The following is a 14,438-nucleotide window of genomic DNA, read 5'->3' on the forward strand; positions in this document are numbered from 1 at the left end:
ACGATGGTTCCGTGCGACGTCACGGACGCTTCACAGTGATCTGTCCACCGTCATATAAAATCCCAAAATCCTCACCAAACAAAGGAAATCGCGAGCGGCCGGGCTGTAACAATGTGTCCCCGAGCACCGCCCGAAGATGACGCCCCGCGTTCATGTGAAGTGTTTTTGCCCTTCGTGACGAGGGCCCTCGAGTGCCCCTTGCGCAGCGTGCTGATGGTGTTTCAAGATGGACACATCAACCATCAAGAGCGGCTGAGAGATCTGGCTCGTTGACGCCGCAGCAACCATCACGTGATGGCATTCCTCCTTCAAGAGGATGTCCATCAATGAGGGTGCTAAGGCCAGAAGCGATGGAGCCGCTTCAGCGTTCGCTCACCATCGCCGCAGGACACCCCACATGTGGGTCCCAGCGGCTTTTGTGTCGACCCCACTGAGGCCTCCCTCGAATCAACGAGGAGTCCCACATGAGCATTGCAACAAGCGTCGCACCACCGTCGCTGTCTTATGAGTTGTACCCACCGGCTAGCCGTGATGCCAGTGAAAGCGTGTTCAGTACCATCGCCGCGCTGGAGAGCACCGATCCGGACTATGTGTCGGTGACCTACTCCGGATCTCCAACCCGTCGCGCTGCCTCACTGGAACTAATTGACCACTTGATCCGCGACACCCGACTGCGTCCGCTGGCCCACCTAACCTGTGTGGGGGAGAGCCGGGAGTCCCTACAGAACCTGGTGCGCCACTTCATTTCCCTCGGGGTGCGCGGAGTGCTGGCCCTGCGCGGGGACCTGCCCACCAAGAGCGATGAATGGCGCGGAGAATTTCCATTCGCCCGGTACCTCATCGAACTGATCCGTGAGGTCGAGGCCGAACATTCGGCGGCCCTGGCCGGCGGCAGGCTCGGTGTGGGTGTGGCCGCTTACCCGATTCGGCATCCGGAATCGCCCTCCTTTGACCACGACATCGAGGTGCTCCTGGCGAAGGAACGTTCCGGCGCCAACTACGCCATCACTCAGGTGTATTTCCAAGCCAGCGAATACACCAACCTGGTGGAATCGGCGCAACGAGCCGGGGTGACCATCCCGATTATTCCCGGCGTCATTCCGCTGAACTCGCTGAAGCGGCTGAATCGGTTGGCCTCCATGACCGGGGTGTGCCCGGATCCGGAACTGGCCCACGCACTGGAAACCGCCGATTCGGAGGCCGAACGCCATCGCATCGGCGTGGCAGCAGCGGTGAACCTGGCCCGGCGCGCCTTCGACGATGGCGCTCCGGGAGTTCACCTGTACACCTTCAACGATCATCGTGGCTCCCTCGATGTGGTTGAACAACTGGAATTGCCACGCACTCGGGCCAAGGTCACCCGCACGTGGGCCACCCGCGCCGTGGCCTAAAGAACCGCCCCACCAGCTCCACCACCCACCGAACTTTTAAGCATCACAACACTCAGGAGAAATACCATGTCGAAGCAGACCTTCCCCGCCGCATCCATCCTCGGTTACCCACGCATCGGTCCTCACCGTGAACTAAAAAAGGCCCTCGAAGCGCACTGGGCCCAGCAGACCGACGAAGCCACCCTGCACGCCGCGGCTCGCGAACTGCAGAGAAACAATCTCGCGAAGCTCACCACCCTGGGACTTGGTGCCACCGATGCATCGCTGCCCGGTGACTTCGCCTATTACGATCAGGTACTGGATACGACCATCGCGCTCTCCGCTGTGCCGACCCGCTTCGCGGACCTCGCCGCAACCGACGGCACCATCAATACCGCCGGCGCATTTGTCCTGGCCCGCGGCGATGAATCCCGCGCCCCGCTGGAAATGACCAAGTGGTTCGACACCAACTATCACTACCTCGTGCCGGAGATCGGTGAAAGCACCCCGATCAAGGCCAACGCCGCAGCATTGGTGGAATCTTTCACCGCCCACCAGGCTAACGGCACCATCATCCGACCCACGCTCGTGGGACCCATCAGCTACCTGCTGCTGGCCAAGGCCGAGGACGGCGCAGCAGCCGACTTCGATCCGTTGGTGCGCCTGGATGACGTGGTAAACGCCTATGTCGAGATTCTTGCGGCGCTGGCCGCTGCCGGTGCCCCGTGGGTTCAGCTTGATGAGCCAGCCTTGGTCACCGACCGCGGTGCCGCACTGGCCGTTCCCGGCGCTCTGGCCGAATCCGTCTACACCACGCTGGCCGCGGCCACCGAGCGCCCGGCCCTGCTGGTGACCTTGGGCTACGGCACCGCGGGCAACGTCGAACGCCCGGGCGAAACTCAGGGCCTGCTGGCCCGCGCCGGTGTTGACGCGGTGCACGCCGACCTCGTCCGTGGGACATTGCCCACCGCAGACTTCCTGGGCGATCTGGCCGGCTCCACGCTGGTGGCGGGCATCGTTGATTCACGCAACATCTGGCGCAACAACCTCACCACGTCACTGCAGACCCTGCAGGGGCTGCGCGCCGAGGTTCAGCGGGCCGGCGGGTCGCTCGCCGTGGGTACCGCCACCTCGTTGCAGCACGTCCCGCACGATGTCGCCCTGGAAACCCAGCTGCCGGCACACCTCCCCGAATGGCTCGCCTTCGCCAACCAGAAGGTCTCCGAGGTCATCACGCTGGCCAAGGGCCTGAACGACGGGCAAGAAGCAGTGGTAACGGAATTGGCAGAAGCCGACGCTGCCATCAAGAACCGCGCCGAGTTCGCCGGAACCACCGTGCCAGCTGTCCGCACCCGCCTGGCCAACCTGACCACCGCCGACTTCTCCCGCTCGGACGCCACCACCCGCAAGGTAGCGCAGGAGCAGGCACTGGACTTGCCGCTGCTGCCCACCACCACCATCGGTTCCTTCCCACAGACCGTGGAGGTCCGCTCCGCCCGTGCCGCGCACGGCGCCGGTACCATCAACGACGCCGCCTACGAGGGTTTCTTGAAGGAAGAGATCGCCCGCGTGGTGGCCCTGCAGGAAGAACTGGGTCTGGATGTGCTGGTCCACGGCGAGGCCGAGCGTAATGACATGGTCCAGTACTTCGCCGAAAACTTCGACGGCTTCGCCGAAACCTCCAACGGCTGGGTGCAGTCCTACGGCTCGCGGGCCACGCGTCCCTCGATCCTCTGGGGAGACGTCTCCCGACCGGCCCCGTTCACCGTCCCGTGGATCTCCTACGCGGCATCGTCGACCAACAAGCCGTTCAAGGGCATGCTCACCGGTCCGGTCACCATCCTGGCCTGGAGCTTCATCCGCGACGACGAGCCGCTTTCGGTCTCCGCCAACCAGGTGGCCCTGGCCCTGCGCGATGAGATCGCCGACCTCGAGGCCGCCGGCATCTCCATCATCCAGGTCGATGAGCCGGCATTGCGCGAGCTATTGCCGCTGCGGGCCAAGGATCAGACCAAGTACCTGGGCTGGAGCGTGGATTCCTTCCGGCTATCCACCGCCGGAGCCGCGGACAGCACCCAGATCCACACGCACCTGTGCTACTCCGAATTCGGGGAGATCATCAACGCGATTGACGCCCTGGATGCCGATGTGACATCGATCGAGGCCGCACGTTCCCGGATGGAGGTCACCGAGGATTTGACGAACTTCGGCTTCTCCCGCGGCATCGGTCCGGGCGTCTATGACATCCACGCCCCGCGTGTACCTTCCGAGGCCGAGGTTGCCGAACTGATCACCATTGCGCTGGGCTCCCTGGATGCGCGCCAGCTCTGGATCAACCCGGACTGCGGACTCAAGACCCGCGGTTACGCAGAGACCCGCGAGTCGCTGGCCAACCTCGTTGCGGCCACGGTTGCCGCACGCAGCACCCTGAGCCTGAGCGTCTAGCCTCACCACCAGCCGGCCCATCATCGCGGAGGGTGCGGCGCCACCTAGGTGCCGCACCCTCCGCATCACCCCACTTCGCATTCACTTACCACTTCGGCCCGAAAGGCACGATCATGGCCTCCAGGCAATGGCACAGCTCCACCACCGAAATTCACGCAGGCTACACACCCGCTGCCCCGCACCGCCCCATGACCGTGCCTATCTACTCCTCCGCCGCCTATCAATTCCCCGACTACGCCACCGCCGCGCAGCTTTTCTCACTCCGGCAGCCGGGCTTCACCTACTCCCGCACCGGTAACCCCACGGTGGCCGTCTTGGAGGAACGCGCCGCGGCTCTCGAGGGCGGGATCGGTGCCATCGCCACGGCCACCGGACAATCGGCGGTGGCCCTCGCGCTACTGGCGTTGCTGCAGGGCCCGGGCCACCTGGTGGCCTCCAATAAGCTCTACGGCGGCACCGTTGACCTGCTCACCGATACCTTCGCCGACTTTGGGGTCACCGTCACGTTTATCAACCCGGAGGATCCTAGCGCCTGGGCCGGCGCGATCACGGAGAAGACTCGGGGTTTTTTACTCGAATCAGTCTCCAACCCGCTAATCACGCTGGTGGACCTGCGGGCCATTGCCGAGGTCGGGCACGCCGCGGGGATTCCGGTGGTCGTGGATAACACCTTGGCCACGCCCGCTGCCTACCGGCCCATCGATTTCGGGGCCGATGTGGTGGTGCATTCGGCCACCAAGGCGCTGTCCGGTCATGGATCGGTGCTGGGCGGTTTGATCATCGACGCTGGAACCTTCGATTTTTCCGATGCCACCCGGTGGCCGCAGATCGCCGCGCCCAAGGCCCGCTACTACGGGGATTCACTGCTGGAGCGTTATGGCTCCAAGGCCTACCTGATGCTGGTGCGCTCCAAATTCCTGCACGATCTGGGGCCCACACTCTCGGCCGCCGCCGCCGCCGGAATTCTCACCGGCATCGAGACGCTATCGCTGCGTGTGACCAAGGCCCAGGCGAACGTGCTGGACCTGTGCCGGGGCCTGGCCGGGCATCCGGCGGTGGCCCGCGTGCATCACCCCTCCATCCCCACCCACCGGGACCACGCGTTGGCGCAGCGCGACTTCCCGCGCGGTACCGGTGGGGTGTTCTCCTTTGACCTCGTGGATCCGGGGAACGTCCCGGTTTTTGTTGATTCGCTACGGCTCTTCGCGCTGGCGGCAAACATCGGGGACGCCCGCTCACTGGTGGTCCACCCGGCGTCCATGACGCACTGCCGACTCTCCGACGCCCAGCTTCAGGAGGCGGGGATTAGCGCCGGCACGCTGCGCATCTCGGTCGGTCTGGAGGATGCGGCGGATCTGCTGCAGGACCTCATCGGTTCGCTGGACGCGCTGAGCACCACGCCGGCGCCACCAGCGGCAGACCTGTTGGAAACCAGCAACGCCTAAACAACCGCCCCTCCACGAAAGGATGAACCCAAAAATGAGCGAGCACAACCACGGCTTTAATACCCAGGCCATTCACGCCGGACAGGCCCCGGATCCACTAACCGGCGCGGTGATCCCGCCGATCTACCAGACCAGCACCTTTGTCCAGGACGGCATCAACGTGCTGCGCAACGGACACGAATACTCCCGCGGATCCAATCCAACGCGCAACGGCTTCGAAACTCAGCTCACCACCTTGGAGGCAGGGCACGCCGGATTTGCCTTCGCCTCGGGCATCGCCGCGGAGGACGCACTACTGCGTGCGGTGCTGGCCCCGGGGGACCACATCGTGCTGGGCGCCGACGGTTATGGCGGAACCAACCGGCTGATCAATCGACTGCACGGAAAATGGGGGATCACCAACACCCCGGTGGATATCACCGATACCGCGGTAGTTTCCGCCGCAGTGCAGCCGGGGAAAACCGCGCTGCTTTGGGTCGAAACCCCGTCCAACCCGCTGTTGGGGATTGCCGATATTGCGGCGTGGGCAGCCATCGCCCACGCTGCCGGTGCCCTGTTGGTGGTGGATAACACCTTCTCCACACCCTTCCTGCAGCGGCCCCTGAGACTGGGCGCGGATGTGGTGGTGCATTCGACCACCAAGTACATTGGCGGGCACTCCGATGTGTTGGGCGGCGCGGTGATTGTTTCCGATGCAACGTTCCGTGGCGAGACCTTGGCAGCGGCGGTGGGCTTCCAGCAATTTGCCGGGGGAGCCGTGGCCGGGCCGCAGGATTGTTTTTTGGCCGCCCGCGGCCTGAAGACCCTGGGGCTGCGGATGGAACGTCACTGCTCCAACGCCGCGAGGATCGCGCGCTGGTTGGACGGGCGGGCCGAGTTGGAAAAGGTGCTCTATCCGGGGCTGCCCACCCACCCGGGGCACGAGTTGGCCAAGGCTCAATCCTCGGGCTTTGGTGGAATCGTCTCGCTGCAATTTGTTGGCGGTGAGGCCGCAGCCCGGGCCTTCGCCGAAGCCACCGAGCTCTTTGCCCTCTCGGTCTCCCTGGGCGGGGTCGAATCGCTGGTGTGCTATTCGGCGGAGATGACGCACGCCTCGGTCATCGGCACCGAGCTGGCGGTGCCACGGAACTTAGTGCGGCTTTCGGTGGGCATCGAGCAGGTGGAGGACCTGATCGCCGACCTCGAGCTCGGTCTGACCGCGGCCCGTAGCGCTACCTTGGAGCGGGTCGCCGCCTGAAAAAGTGTGGGGTGGGTGGCAAGAATCCCGACACATCGTGCTGCAACTGCGCCGGGCGGTAGTGATCGCGCGATGAACGGTAGTTCATGATCAGATTGTGGTCACGATTGGAAAAGTGTTGATCATTTTGTCATGATCGGTGCATGTCTACCCATCGAAACGTACAGCAAAAGTCCGTCCTGGACGCCGAAGAACGCAGCGCAAAAATAGCCGTGACGGTATTCCCGCTGCTGGTTCTGGCCGGCGGGGCATTGGCTCTGCTCACCCCGGAAACCTTCAGTGGATTCTCCAAGGCGGTGAATCCGCTGCTCATGATCATCATGTTCGGGATGGGACTCACGCTGACCCTGCCGGACTTCGCGCTGGTGGTGCGCAAGCCGCTTCCGGTACTGCTGGGCGTTGTGGCGCAGTACGTGATCATGCCGCTGCTGGGGCTGGGTATTTCGATGTTGCTGCAGCTTCCGCCGGCTCTGGCTGCGGGTGTCATTCTGGTGGGTTGCGCCCCCGGTGGTACCGCATCCAACGTCGTGACCTACCTGGCCAAGGGCGATGTTGCGCTCTCGGTGACGATGACCTCGATCTCCACGCTGGTGGCACCGATCTTCACCCCACTGCTGACGCTGTGGCTGGCCGGGCAGTACCTGCCGGTTGATGCCGGCTCGATGGCCATGTCCATCGTCCAGATCGTGCTGATCCCCGTGGCGCTCGGGCTCGTACTGCGTCTGGTATTGCCCCGTTTCGCCACCCTCGTTTTACCTGCCCTTCCGTGGGTATCGGTTCTGGCGATCACCGCGGTGGTCCTGATCGTGGTCGCCGGCAGTGCCGCGGCCATCTTCAGCGCCGGGGCGCTGATCCTGTTGGCTGTCATCATGCACAACGCCGGAGGCATGGCTCTGGGGTACGGCACCGCCAAGCTCTTCAAGCAGCCCATCGCCACCCGCCGCACCATGGCCATCGAGGTTGGCATGCAGAATTCGGGGTTGGCCGCCGGCCTAGCCAGGACGTACTTCAGCCCGGAGGCGGCATTGCCCGGCGCCGTGTTCTCGGTCTGGCACAACCTATCCGGCGCCATCATTGCCTCGATCTGGCGCCGCAGTAGCGCCAAGAATGCCGCGCGGGAGACCGAGGCTGCTCAGCCAGTCGCCCGCTAAGCGGTACCGGATTGACCGTCGCTGCGCTTAGCCCTCGAAGGTCTGCGGGAGAATATCGCGGTGGGCGAGCACCGAAGCAACATCAAGGAACGGATCCTGATGCAGCGCACGAAATAGCTCCGGGGCCGCGGCGATGAACAGCGAATCGGGATACAGGCACGTGCCCCAGGCAAAGGCCATCCCCGGATCGGCGACAAAATCGGGCACGATACCCTTGATCCCACGCTCGATGATCTCGTGGATCGTCAGTGTCTCGTGCGCATATTCCTGGCCGTTGACCATGCTGGTTCTCATCCCCGGAGCAGATGAGCGCGAATATCCGGCCCAGCTGCGCGTGGGCAACAGCTGGTCCGGGCCCAGCTGAGTTGTCAGGAGCTCGCGCAGGCTGTGCGCGGTGAGTGGATCCAAGGAGCCCAAGGCGGGACTCGGCGTCACGGCGCCGGGATGATCGGCGCTGTAGAGCGCCCAGAGTTCATAAAAGTTGGTTGAGGCGGTGAGCTCGACCCCCACCGGCAACAGGGCAGACCAGCGTATTGCCGCCCCCGGTTCGTTAACAACGGGCAGGAAGAGTCGAAGCATCCGCAGGGAATGGAACTCCTCGGGAATGAGGTCCCGTGCCAGCACGACGTCACGTCCTTCTTCTCTTGATCTGTCAAACAAAAGTGGTGGTGCCAGAAAATTCCGGCACCACCACCCGTTGTGTAAGTTACTAGCCCACGAGTACATCGTTGGGGTAACGGATCCCCAACTGATGGCGGATCCCGTCAAAGACGGCGATGGTATTCACCGAGTGTTCCCACGGCATGGTGGGAGACTCGTTGAGATCCTGTTGGATACACCGTGTCGCCTCGCGGAACTCGAACGTGTAGTTCGCGCCCACGGCTTCAAAGACTTCGGTCCGGGCCGGGCCATCGGCCGGGTGGATGAAGAGCTTGGTGGGATTGTGCAGCGGCGCGTTGGTACCCAACCAGCCATTGGTACAGGCCACCCGGGCTTCCCGCGTGGAGGTGCTATTGAGCGAAACCATCAGCTGCGCATGGCGTCCCTCCGGGTAACCCAACGTGACGGCGGTCTGGACATCCACCCCGTCATCGTTGACCTCACCGAGGGCTTGCACCGAGGTCGGGAAGCCGAAGGCTGCGATCGCCCAGGTCATGGGGTAAACAGCCAAGTCCAGCAGGGCTCCGCCACCGGCGTCTCGATCCCAGATACGCCACTGTGGATCGTACTCGGCGGTGAATCCCAGATCGGCCTGGACCCATGTCGGTTCGCCGAGCTCGCCGGAATCCAGAATGTCCAAGGCTCGAGCGAACACCGGGGTGAAGCGAGACCAGACGGCTTCCATCAGGAAGAGGTCACGTTCGTGGGCCTCAAGAGCCAATGCCCGGGCCTCGGCGGCATTGATGGTCAACGACTTTTCGCAGACCACATGCTTGCCGGCCCGCAGTGCAGCCATGGCGATCTCAAAATGCTGCGCATGCGGGGTGCCGATGTAAACGGCCTCGATCTCCGGCTCGGCAAACATCGCTTCGTAGGAGCCGTAGGCCCATTCAATGTCGTGTTCATCAGCGAACGCGCGGGCACGCTTCTCGGAGCGTGAGGAAACAGCAATCACATTCGCGTCTTCCAGCGACTGCAGATCGGCAACAACCTTGCCGACGATGCTTCCGGTAGAGACGATGCCCCAATTCAGTGAGCGGCCCGTGGCCTTGATCGGCGAGGGGGCTCCCGGGTGGGCGGTGGGTGGTGCCTGGATGTTGATTTCCATCGCGTGTGTGCTCCCTATGCAGTGGGCGGGTGAATTTAGAGCGTGGCGTTTGCCTCGCGGTGTTTTGCCGCCAACACCAAGTAGTGGGCGGCGTTTTCCTTCAGGTTCTCAACCTCCTCATCGCTCAACTCACGGCGGACCTTTGCGGGGACTCCTGCCACCAGCGAACGCGGCGGGACGATGGTGCCCTCAAGCACCAAGGCGCCGGCGGCCACCAGGGAGTTCTCCCCAATGACGGCCCCGTTCATGATGGTTGCGCTCATTCCCACGAGGCAGTCATGACCCACGGTGGCACCATGGACCACTGCCGAGTGACCCACCGAGACGCGCTCGCCGATGGTGCAGGGGTACCCGGTATCGGCATGCAGCACCACGTTGTCCTGGAGATTGGTGCCTGCCATCACGGTGATGGTGTCCGAGTCTCCGCGGGCCGAAACGCCATAAAAGGCACTAGCGTTTGCGCCCAGTGACACGTCCCCGGACAGCGTTGCTGTCGGTGCCACAAAAGCCGTGGGGTCAACGATCGGAGTTTTCGAATCAATGGTGATGATGTGAGCCATAACACCACTCTAGCCTGTGCTCAGCACCGAAAATGGACGCGCGGCACCGGGAGGCCAGCCGCGGTTTTGCTCTCCCGCGGTGGAGCCGTGCAGACAGCGCCCGTGCTGGTGCCGAGCCGAGGATATGATCGTAGCCAGAGACCGGCACCGGGCCGAGGATGCAGCCAGACTCAGCACGGCGTTGTGGCTGTCGCCCGCGCGATGCAGGTGAGACAAAGAACGGCGACGATGTCCGGACGCCAAAAATTCAGGAGCAGCTGGAAAGATGTGGCCGCAGCACAAGGTCGAGGTTTACGAGCAGATGGTAGCGGAGCTCCGCGCCACGCTGGAGCGTAACGCTCCCACCATTAATCCGCAGCTACGGACTCAGCTGAACGGGATCATTAATCACGCGGTGAACGCCGTCAATAACGGAGCCCCGATTGTGGCGATCGGCCTGCCTGAGCTGGAAACCGAAGAACTTGGGCTCTCGGTGCCAGCTGCACCATCCGCGACGAGTGCTATTGACGATGCCGAAACGGTAGAGGTTGCGGCGAAACCCGCCATCGATCCCTTCCGCCATGGTGCCAAGGCCGAGGCCAACAGGATGCTCAAGGCCAAGGATTTGGCTCGCTGGCTCTGGGACAGGGACATCAGCGGGGAACAGATGATGGCCTTCAGCAATAAGTGGCGCAACAAGATGGCCCGTGCCGCGGGTGTTAATCCGCCCTCAACGCTGGAAACCTGGACGGTGGCGGGGGATCTGATGGAGCGCATGGCACAAATTGATGAGGCCGGGAGCGCTTCCGGGATCAGCAAACGCCATCATCTTGATGAGCACGAGCAATGGGTCACCGAACGCTGATACAGCCGTCGTGCTGGCTGAGCTGACTTAGGAGAACACCACGGTGCGGTGCCCGTCGAGCATGACCCGGCGTTCGGCATGCCATCCCACGGCCCGCGTGAGTGTGCGTCCCTCAACGTCCCGGCCCATGGCCACAAATTGTTCGGCCGTGCGAGCATGGCTCACTCGGATCACTTCCTGATCAATGATCGGGCCCTCATCGAGGTCCGCCGTCACGTAGTGGGCCGTCGCTCCAATCAGCTTCACGCCGCGGGCGTGAGCCTGGTGGTAAGGCTTGGCTCCCTTGAAAGAGGGCAAGAACGAGTGGTGGATGTTGATGGCGCGGCCGTTCAGTGCCCGGCAGAGATCATCGGAGAGTATCTGCATGTAGCGGGCCAAAACCACCAGCTCAATATTGTGCTCAGCAACCAGTTCCAGCAGTTTCGCCTCGGCCTGAACCTTCGTTGCGGCGGTGACGGGGATGTGCACAAACTCGATGCCATGAAAATCTGCCAACGGTTTGAGATCCAAGTGGTTGGAGACAATGATCGGAACGTGCACCGGTAGAGTCCCCGCACGCTGGGAGAAGAGCAGGTCATTCAGGGCGTGAGCTTCCTTGGACACCATGATTAAGGTGCGCAGCAGAGCCCCTGCGGCGGTGAGCTTCAGATCCATGCCAAATTGCTCGCGGACCGGGCCCAATGCTTCGCGCACCGATTCAATGTCACGATCGGTGGCCACGGCGATGCGCATAAAGAAGTTATGCGTCTCGGGGCTCTCGAATTGTTGCGATTCGGTGATGTTGCAACCCACGCTTAACAACGCGCCGGAAACGGCATGGACAATGCCCGGTCGGTCGGGGCAAGACAGGGACACAATAAATTCGTTGGTGCTCACGGTGATTACGCTACATGCCCAAACCACGGCCACCGAAACCATGGCGTATTACCTGCGCTCATTAGCCGTGGACGCCAGCGCCTTCCGGGAGACGGGTCAGCAGTTTCCCCGCGGCCGCTGCCGCAGCACGTCCGGCCCTGGTCGCCCCGATGGTGGAGGCCGAGGCCCCGTACCCCACCATAAATAATCCAGGGACCTTGCTCACGGAAACCGAATCTTCGGCCATGAAAATTCCGCCTCCGGCTTCGCGCAGGCCCAGCGGCGCCAGATGGTCTAACGATGCCCGGAAGCCGGTAGCCCACAAGATGACATCAATATTCTCGGTGGTGCCGTCGGTGAAGGTGACGGCATGGTCGGCAAGAGATTTGATGCCACCGCGAGAAACTAAGACGCCGGAGTCGATGCCGTCCTGATAAAAGTCGGTGAGCGGCAACCCCGTCACCGAGACCACCGAGGTGGGCACCAAACCCGAGTGGGTACGTGAATTGACATTGGCTTCTACCTCGATGCCCCAGGCCTTGTTTTGTGGTGCTTCGCGCCACAGCGGCGGGCGACGGGTGGACCACAGAGTATCGATGCCTAACGAAGCGAGCTGCAGGAGGAACTGTGCGGCGCTGGTTCCGCCGCCGACCACCAATACCCGCTTATCCAGGAACTGCTCGGGCGCCACGAAGTCGCGGGTGTGTAATTGGGTCCCCGTGAAATCGCGTGCCCCGGGGTAATAGGGCCAATAAGGCTTATCCCAGGTGCCGGTGGCGTTGATGATGCTCGCAGCATTCAGGACTCGGCCCTGCGTGGACGTCACGGTGAATCCGTTGGCTAAAGATCCGGTGACGGTCTTGACCTTAAACGGGCGGATGACCGGTAGCGCGAACGCGGATTCGTAGTCCCCGTAGTAGCGAGTCACTACAGCGGAGGCCGGCTCGGTTGGATCCGAGGGAGTCAGGTCCATGCCGGGCAGCGAATGGAGGCCGTGGACTCGATCGAAGGTTAACGAATCCCAGCGGTGGCGCCAGGCGCCACCGGGTCCATCGTTGGCATCTAGCACCACAAAATCCTGGAACGGCACCAAACCCTTGCGTCGAAGATGGTGGGCGGCGGAGAGCCCAGCCTGCCCGGCACCGATCACGATCGTGGATAGCTGCTCACCGGGGGACGGCATGGATGCTGGTGCTCCTTGGACGATTTTTGTGACTGAAAATGCAACGGTCATCTCCTGTAACAGTCTGGCCCGCGCGCCTATTCCGTCTAAGATTGGTGACGTGTCGCAACTGGCGTTGGGTGGGGTGAACCACCGGGGAGCGACACAGGAACACACCACGGACCGCGCGCCTGGGTCTAGGGATTAATTGAAGTGCACGCTAAATCCCCGCCCGAAGAACAACACTCACCCACTGGAGTTCAACACGATGAGCAACAATTCCGTGACCAATCAATCCCTGGCCGAGCTCGACCCGGAAATCGCCGCAGTCCTCACCCTTGAACTGGGCCGTCAGCGCGACACCCTTGAAATGATCGCCTCGGAGAACTTCGCCCCGCGCGCCGTCCTCGAGGCTCAGGGTTCGGTGTTGACCAATAAATACGCCGAGGGTTACCCGGGCCGCCGTTACTACGGCGGTTGCGAACACGTGGATGTGGCCGAGAACCTGGCCATCGAGCGCGTCAAGACTTTGTTCGGTGCCAAGTTCGCCAACGTCCAGCCACACTCCGGCGCCAGTGCCAACGCCGCAGCACTCTCTGCCATGATCCAGCCCGGGGATAAGATCCTTGGTTTGTCGCTGGCTCACGGTGGCCACCTGACCCACGGCATGAAGCTGAACTTCTCCGGCAAGCTCTACGCCGTCGCGGCGTACGAGGTGGACCCGGAAACCTTCCGCGTGGACATGGACAAGCTCCGTGCCCAGGCCATCGCCGAAAAGCCGCAGGTCATCATCGCCGGCTGGTCCGCCTACCCGCGTCAGCTCGACTTCGCTGCCTTCCGCTCCATCGCCGACGAGGTTGGTGCGCTGTTGTGGGTGGACATGGCTCACTTCGCTGGCTTGGTTGCCGCCGGTCTGCACCCGAACCCCGTGCCGTTTGCCGATGTTGTTACCTCCACGGTGCACAAGACTCTGGCCGGCCCGCGTTCGGGTTTGATCCTGACCAATAATGCCGATCTTGCCAAGAAGATCAACTCCAACGTCTTCCCCGGACACCAGGGTGGACCGCTGATGCACGCGATCGCCGGTAAGGCAGTGGCCTTCAAGATTGCCGCGGGCGAGGAGTTCAAGGAACGCCAGCAGCGCACCCTTGAGGGTGCGAAGCTTCTGGCCGAGCGACTGACCGCTTCGGATGTCACCGAAGCGGGAGTTTCGGTACTCACCGGCGGCACCGATGTACACCTGGTCCTGGTTGACCTGCGTAACTCGGAGCTTGATGGCAAGCAGGCCGAAGACCTGCTGCACGAAATTGGCATCACGGTTAACCGCAACTCGGTGCCGTTTGATCCCCGCCCACCGATGACCACCTCGGGTCTGCGCATCGGTACCCCGGCACTGGCCACGCGCGGTTTCGACGCGGCTGCCTTTACCGAGGTTGCCGACATCATTGGCGTCGCCCTGCGTGACGGCTTGAATGCGGACACGGCAGCGCTCTCGACGCGCGTGAAGGCACTTGCTACCAGCTTCCCGCTCTACGAGGGCCTCGAAAACTGGTAAACGGCACCCAGCCACCCATGCACCACCCGGCACGATGATGTGCACG

General features: G+C 62.9%; 12 protein-coding genes and 2 riboswitches. Of the genes, 7 read left to right on the forward strand and 5 right to left on the reverse strand.

What is annotated here, in order from left to right; translation table 11 throughout:
• The first annotated feature begins 236 nt into the window (after window positions 1-236).
• A riboswitch (SAM riboswitch) is annotated at window positions 237-357 on the forward strand.
• A gap of 107 nt (window positions 358-464) precedes the next feature.
• The 5 genes from KUF55_RS03460 (at window position 465) to KUF55_RS03480 (ending at window position 7,648) form a co-directional block, all read left to right on the forward strand.
• Window positions 465-1,391, forward strand: a complete 927-nt coding sequence (locus KUF55_RS03460) for a methylenetetrahydrofolate reductase (RefSeq protein ID WP_132362118.1) — start codon at window positions 465-467, stop codon at window positions 1,389-1,391.
• Between the two features lie 66 nt (window positions 1,392-1,457).
• Window positions 1,458-3,815 (forward strand): 5-methyltetrahydropteroyltriglutamate--homocysteine S-methyltransferase, encoded by a 2,358-nt coding sequence (metE, locus tag KUF55_RS03465; RefSeq protein ID WP_218818008.1) that lies wholly within the window; start codon window positions 1,458-1,460, stop codon window positions 3,813-3,815.
• 113 nt (window positions 3,816-3,928) lie between these two features.
• Window positions 3,929-5,260 (forward strand): O-acetylhomoserine aminocarboxypropyltransferase/cysteine synthase family protein, encoded by a 1,332-nt coding sequence (locus KUF55_RS03470; protein WP_218818009.1) that lies wholly within the window; start codon window positions 3,929-3,931, stop codon window positions 5,258-5,260.
• Window positions 5,261-5,294: 34 nt separating this feature from the next.
• The gene (locus KUF55_RS03475; RefSeq protein WP_218818010.1) at window positions 5,295-6,497 is read left to right on the forward strand and encodes a cystathionine gamma-synthase; all 1,203 of its coding nucleotides are present in this window, start codon (window positions 5,295-5,297) and stop codon (window positions 6,495-6,497) included.
• Window positions 6,498-6,640: 143 nt separating this feature from the next.
• Window positions 6,641-7,648: a bile acid:sodium symporter family protein gene (locus KUF55_RS03480; protein WP_218818011.1), complete on the forward strand. Its 1,008-nt coding sequence runs from the start codon at window positions 6,641-6,643 to the stop codon at window positions 7,646-7,648.
• Between the two features lie 27 nt (window positions 7,649-7,675).
• Here the strand turns inward: KUF55_RS03480 and KUF55_RS03485 are convergent, their stop codons facing one another.
• The 3 genes from KUF55_RS03485 to KUF55_RS03495 all read right to left on the reverse strand — a co-directional run bounded on the left by KUF55_RS03485 (window position 7,676) and on the right by KUF55_RS03495 (window position 9,976).
• A complete protein-coding gene (locus tag KUF55_RS03485; RefSeq protein WP_218818012.1) occupies window positions 7,676-8,272 on the reverse strand; it encodes a hypothetical protein in 597 nt (198 codons plus the stop codon).
• 85 nt (window positions 8,273-8,357) lie between these two features.
• The gene (locus KUF55_RS03490; protein ID WP_168152181.1) at window positions 8,358-9,416 is read right to left on the reverse strand and encodes a Gfo/Idh/MocA family protein; all 1,059 of its coding nucleotides are present in this window, start codon (window positions 9,414-9,416) and stop codon (window positions 8,358-8,360) included.
• Between the two features lie 35 nt (window positions 9,417-9,451).
• The gene (locus KUF55_RS03495; protein ID WP_132362105.1) at window positions 9,452-9,976 is read right to left on the reverse strand and encodes a gamma carbonic anhydrase family protein; all 525 of its coding nucleotides are present in this window, start codon (window positions 9,974-9,976) and stop codon (window positions 9,452-9,454) included.
• 265 nt (window positions 9,977-10,241) lie between these two features.
• Here KUF55_RS03495 and KUF55_RS03500 point away from each other — a divergent pair, with 265 nt between their 5' ends.
• The gene (locus tag KUF55_RS03500) at window positions 10,242-10,820 is read left to right on the forward strand and encodes a hypothetical protein (protein WP_168152182.1); all 579 of its coding nucleotides are present in this window, start codon (window positions 10,242-10,244) and stop codon (window positions 10,818-10,820) included.
• Between the two features lie 27 nt (window positions 10,821-10,847).
• On the opposite strand, the gene purU is transcribed toward KUF55_RS03500, so the two are convergent.
• Window positions 10,848-11,696, reverse strand: a complete 849-nt coding sequence (gene purU, locus KUF55_RS03505; RefSeq protein ID WP_370630945.1) for a formyltetrahydrofolate deformylase — start codon at window positions 11,694-11,696, stop codon at window positions 10,848-10,850.
• Between the two features lie 61 nt (window positions 11,697-11,757).
• Window positions 11,758-12,858, reverse strand: coding sequence for an NAD(P)/FAD-dependent oxidoreductase (locus KUF55_RS03510; RefSeq protein WP_218818014.1), 1,101 nt, complete (start codon window positions 12,856-12,858; stop codon window positions 11,758-11,760).
• 95 nt (window positions 12,859-12,953) lie between these two features.
• Window positions 12,954-13,041: riboswitch (ZMP/ZTP riboswitch) on the forward strand.
• 64 nt (window positions 13,042-13,105) lie between these two features.
• Here KUF55_RS03510 and glyA point away from each other — a divergent pair.
• The gene (glyA, locus tag KUF55_RS03515; RefSeq protein WP_218818015.1) at window positions 13,106-14,392 is read left to right on the forward strand and encodes a serine hydroxymethyltransferase; all 1,287 of its coding nucleotides are present in this window, start codon (window positions 13,106-13,108) and stop codon (window positions 14,390-14,392) included.
• The last annotated feature ends 46 nt before the right edge of the window (window positions 14,393-14,438 follow it).

Source organism: Paeniglutamicibacter sp. Y32M11 (assembly GCF_019285735.1).
In the GTDB taxonomy this organism is placed as follows: domain Bacteria; phylum Actinomycetota; class Actinomycetes; order Actinomycetales; family Micrococcaceae; genus Paeniglutamicibacter.

Coding starts and splice junctions, on each gene's coding strand:
- KUF55_RS03460 (WP_132362118.1), top strand. CDS start 465: ATGAGCATTGCAACAAGCGTCGCACCACCGTCGCTGTCTTATGAGTTG.
- metE (WP_218818008.1), top strand. CDS start 1,458: ATGTCGAAGCAGACCTTCCCCGCCGCATCCATCCTCGGTTACCCACGC.
- KUF55_RS03470 (WP_218818009.1), top strand. CDS start 3,929: ATGGCCTCCAGGCAATGGCACAGCTCCACCACCGAAATTCACGCAGGC.
- KUF55_RS03475 (WP_218818010.1), top strand. CDS start 5,295: ATGAGCGAGCACAACCACGGCTTTAATACCCAGGCCATTCACGCCGGA.
- KUF55_RS03480 (WP_218818011.1), top strand. CDS start 6,641: ATGTCTACCCATCGAAACGTACAGCAAAAGTCCGTCCTGGACGCCGAA.
- KUF55_RS03490 (WP_168152181.1), bottom strand. CDS start 9,416: ATGGAAATCAACATCCAGGCACCACCCACCGCCCACCCGGGAGCCCCC.
- KUF55_RS03495 (WP_132362105.1), bottom strand. CDS start 9,976: ATGGCTCACATCATCACCATTGATTCGAAAACTCCGATCGTTGACCCC.
- KUF55_RS03500 (WP_168152182.1), top strand. CDS start 10,242: ATGTGGCCGCAGCACAAGGTCGAGGTTTACGAGCAGATGGTAGCGGAG.
- KUF55_RS03510 (WP_218818014.1), bottom strand. CDS start 12,858: ATGCCGTCCCCCGGTGAGCAGCTATCCACGATCGTGATCGGTGCCGGG.
- glyA (WP_218818015.1), top strand. CDS start 13,106: ATGAGCAACAATTCCGTGACCAATCAATCCCTGGCCGAGCTCGACCCG.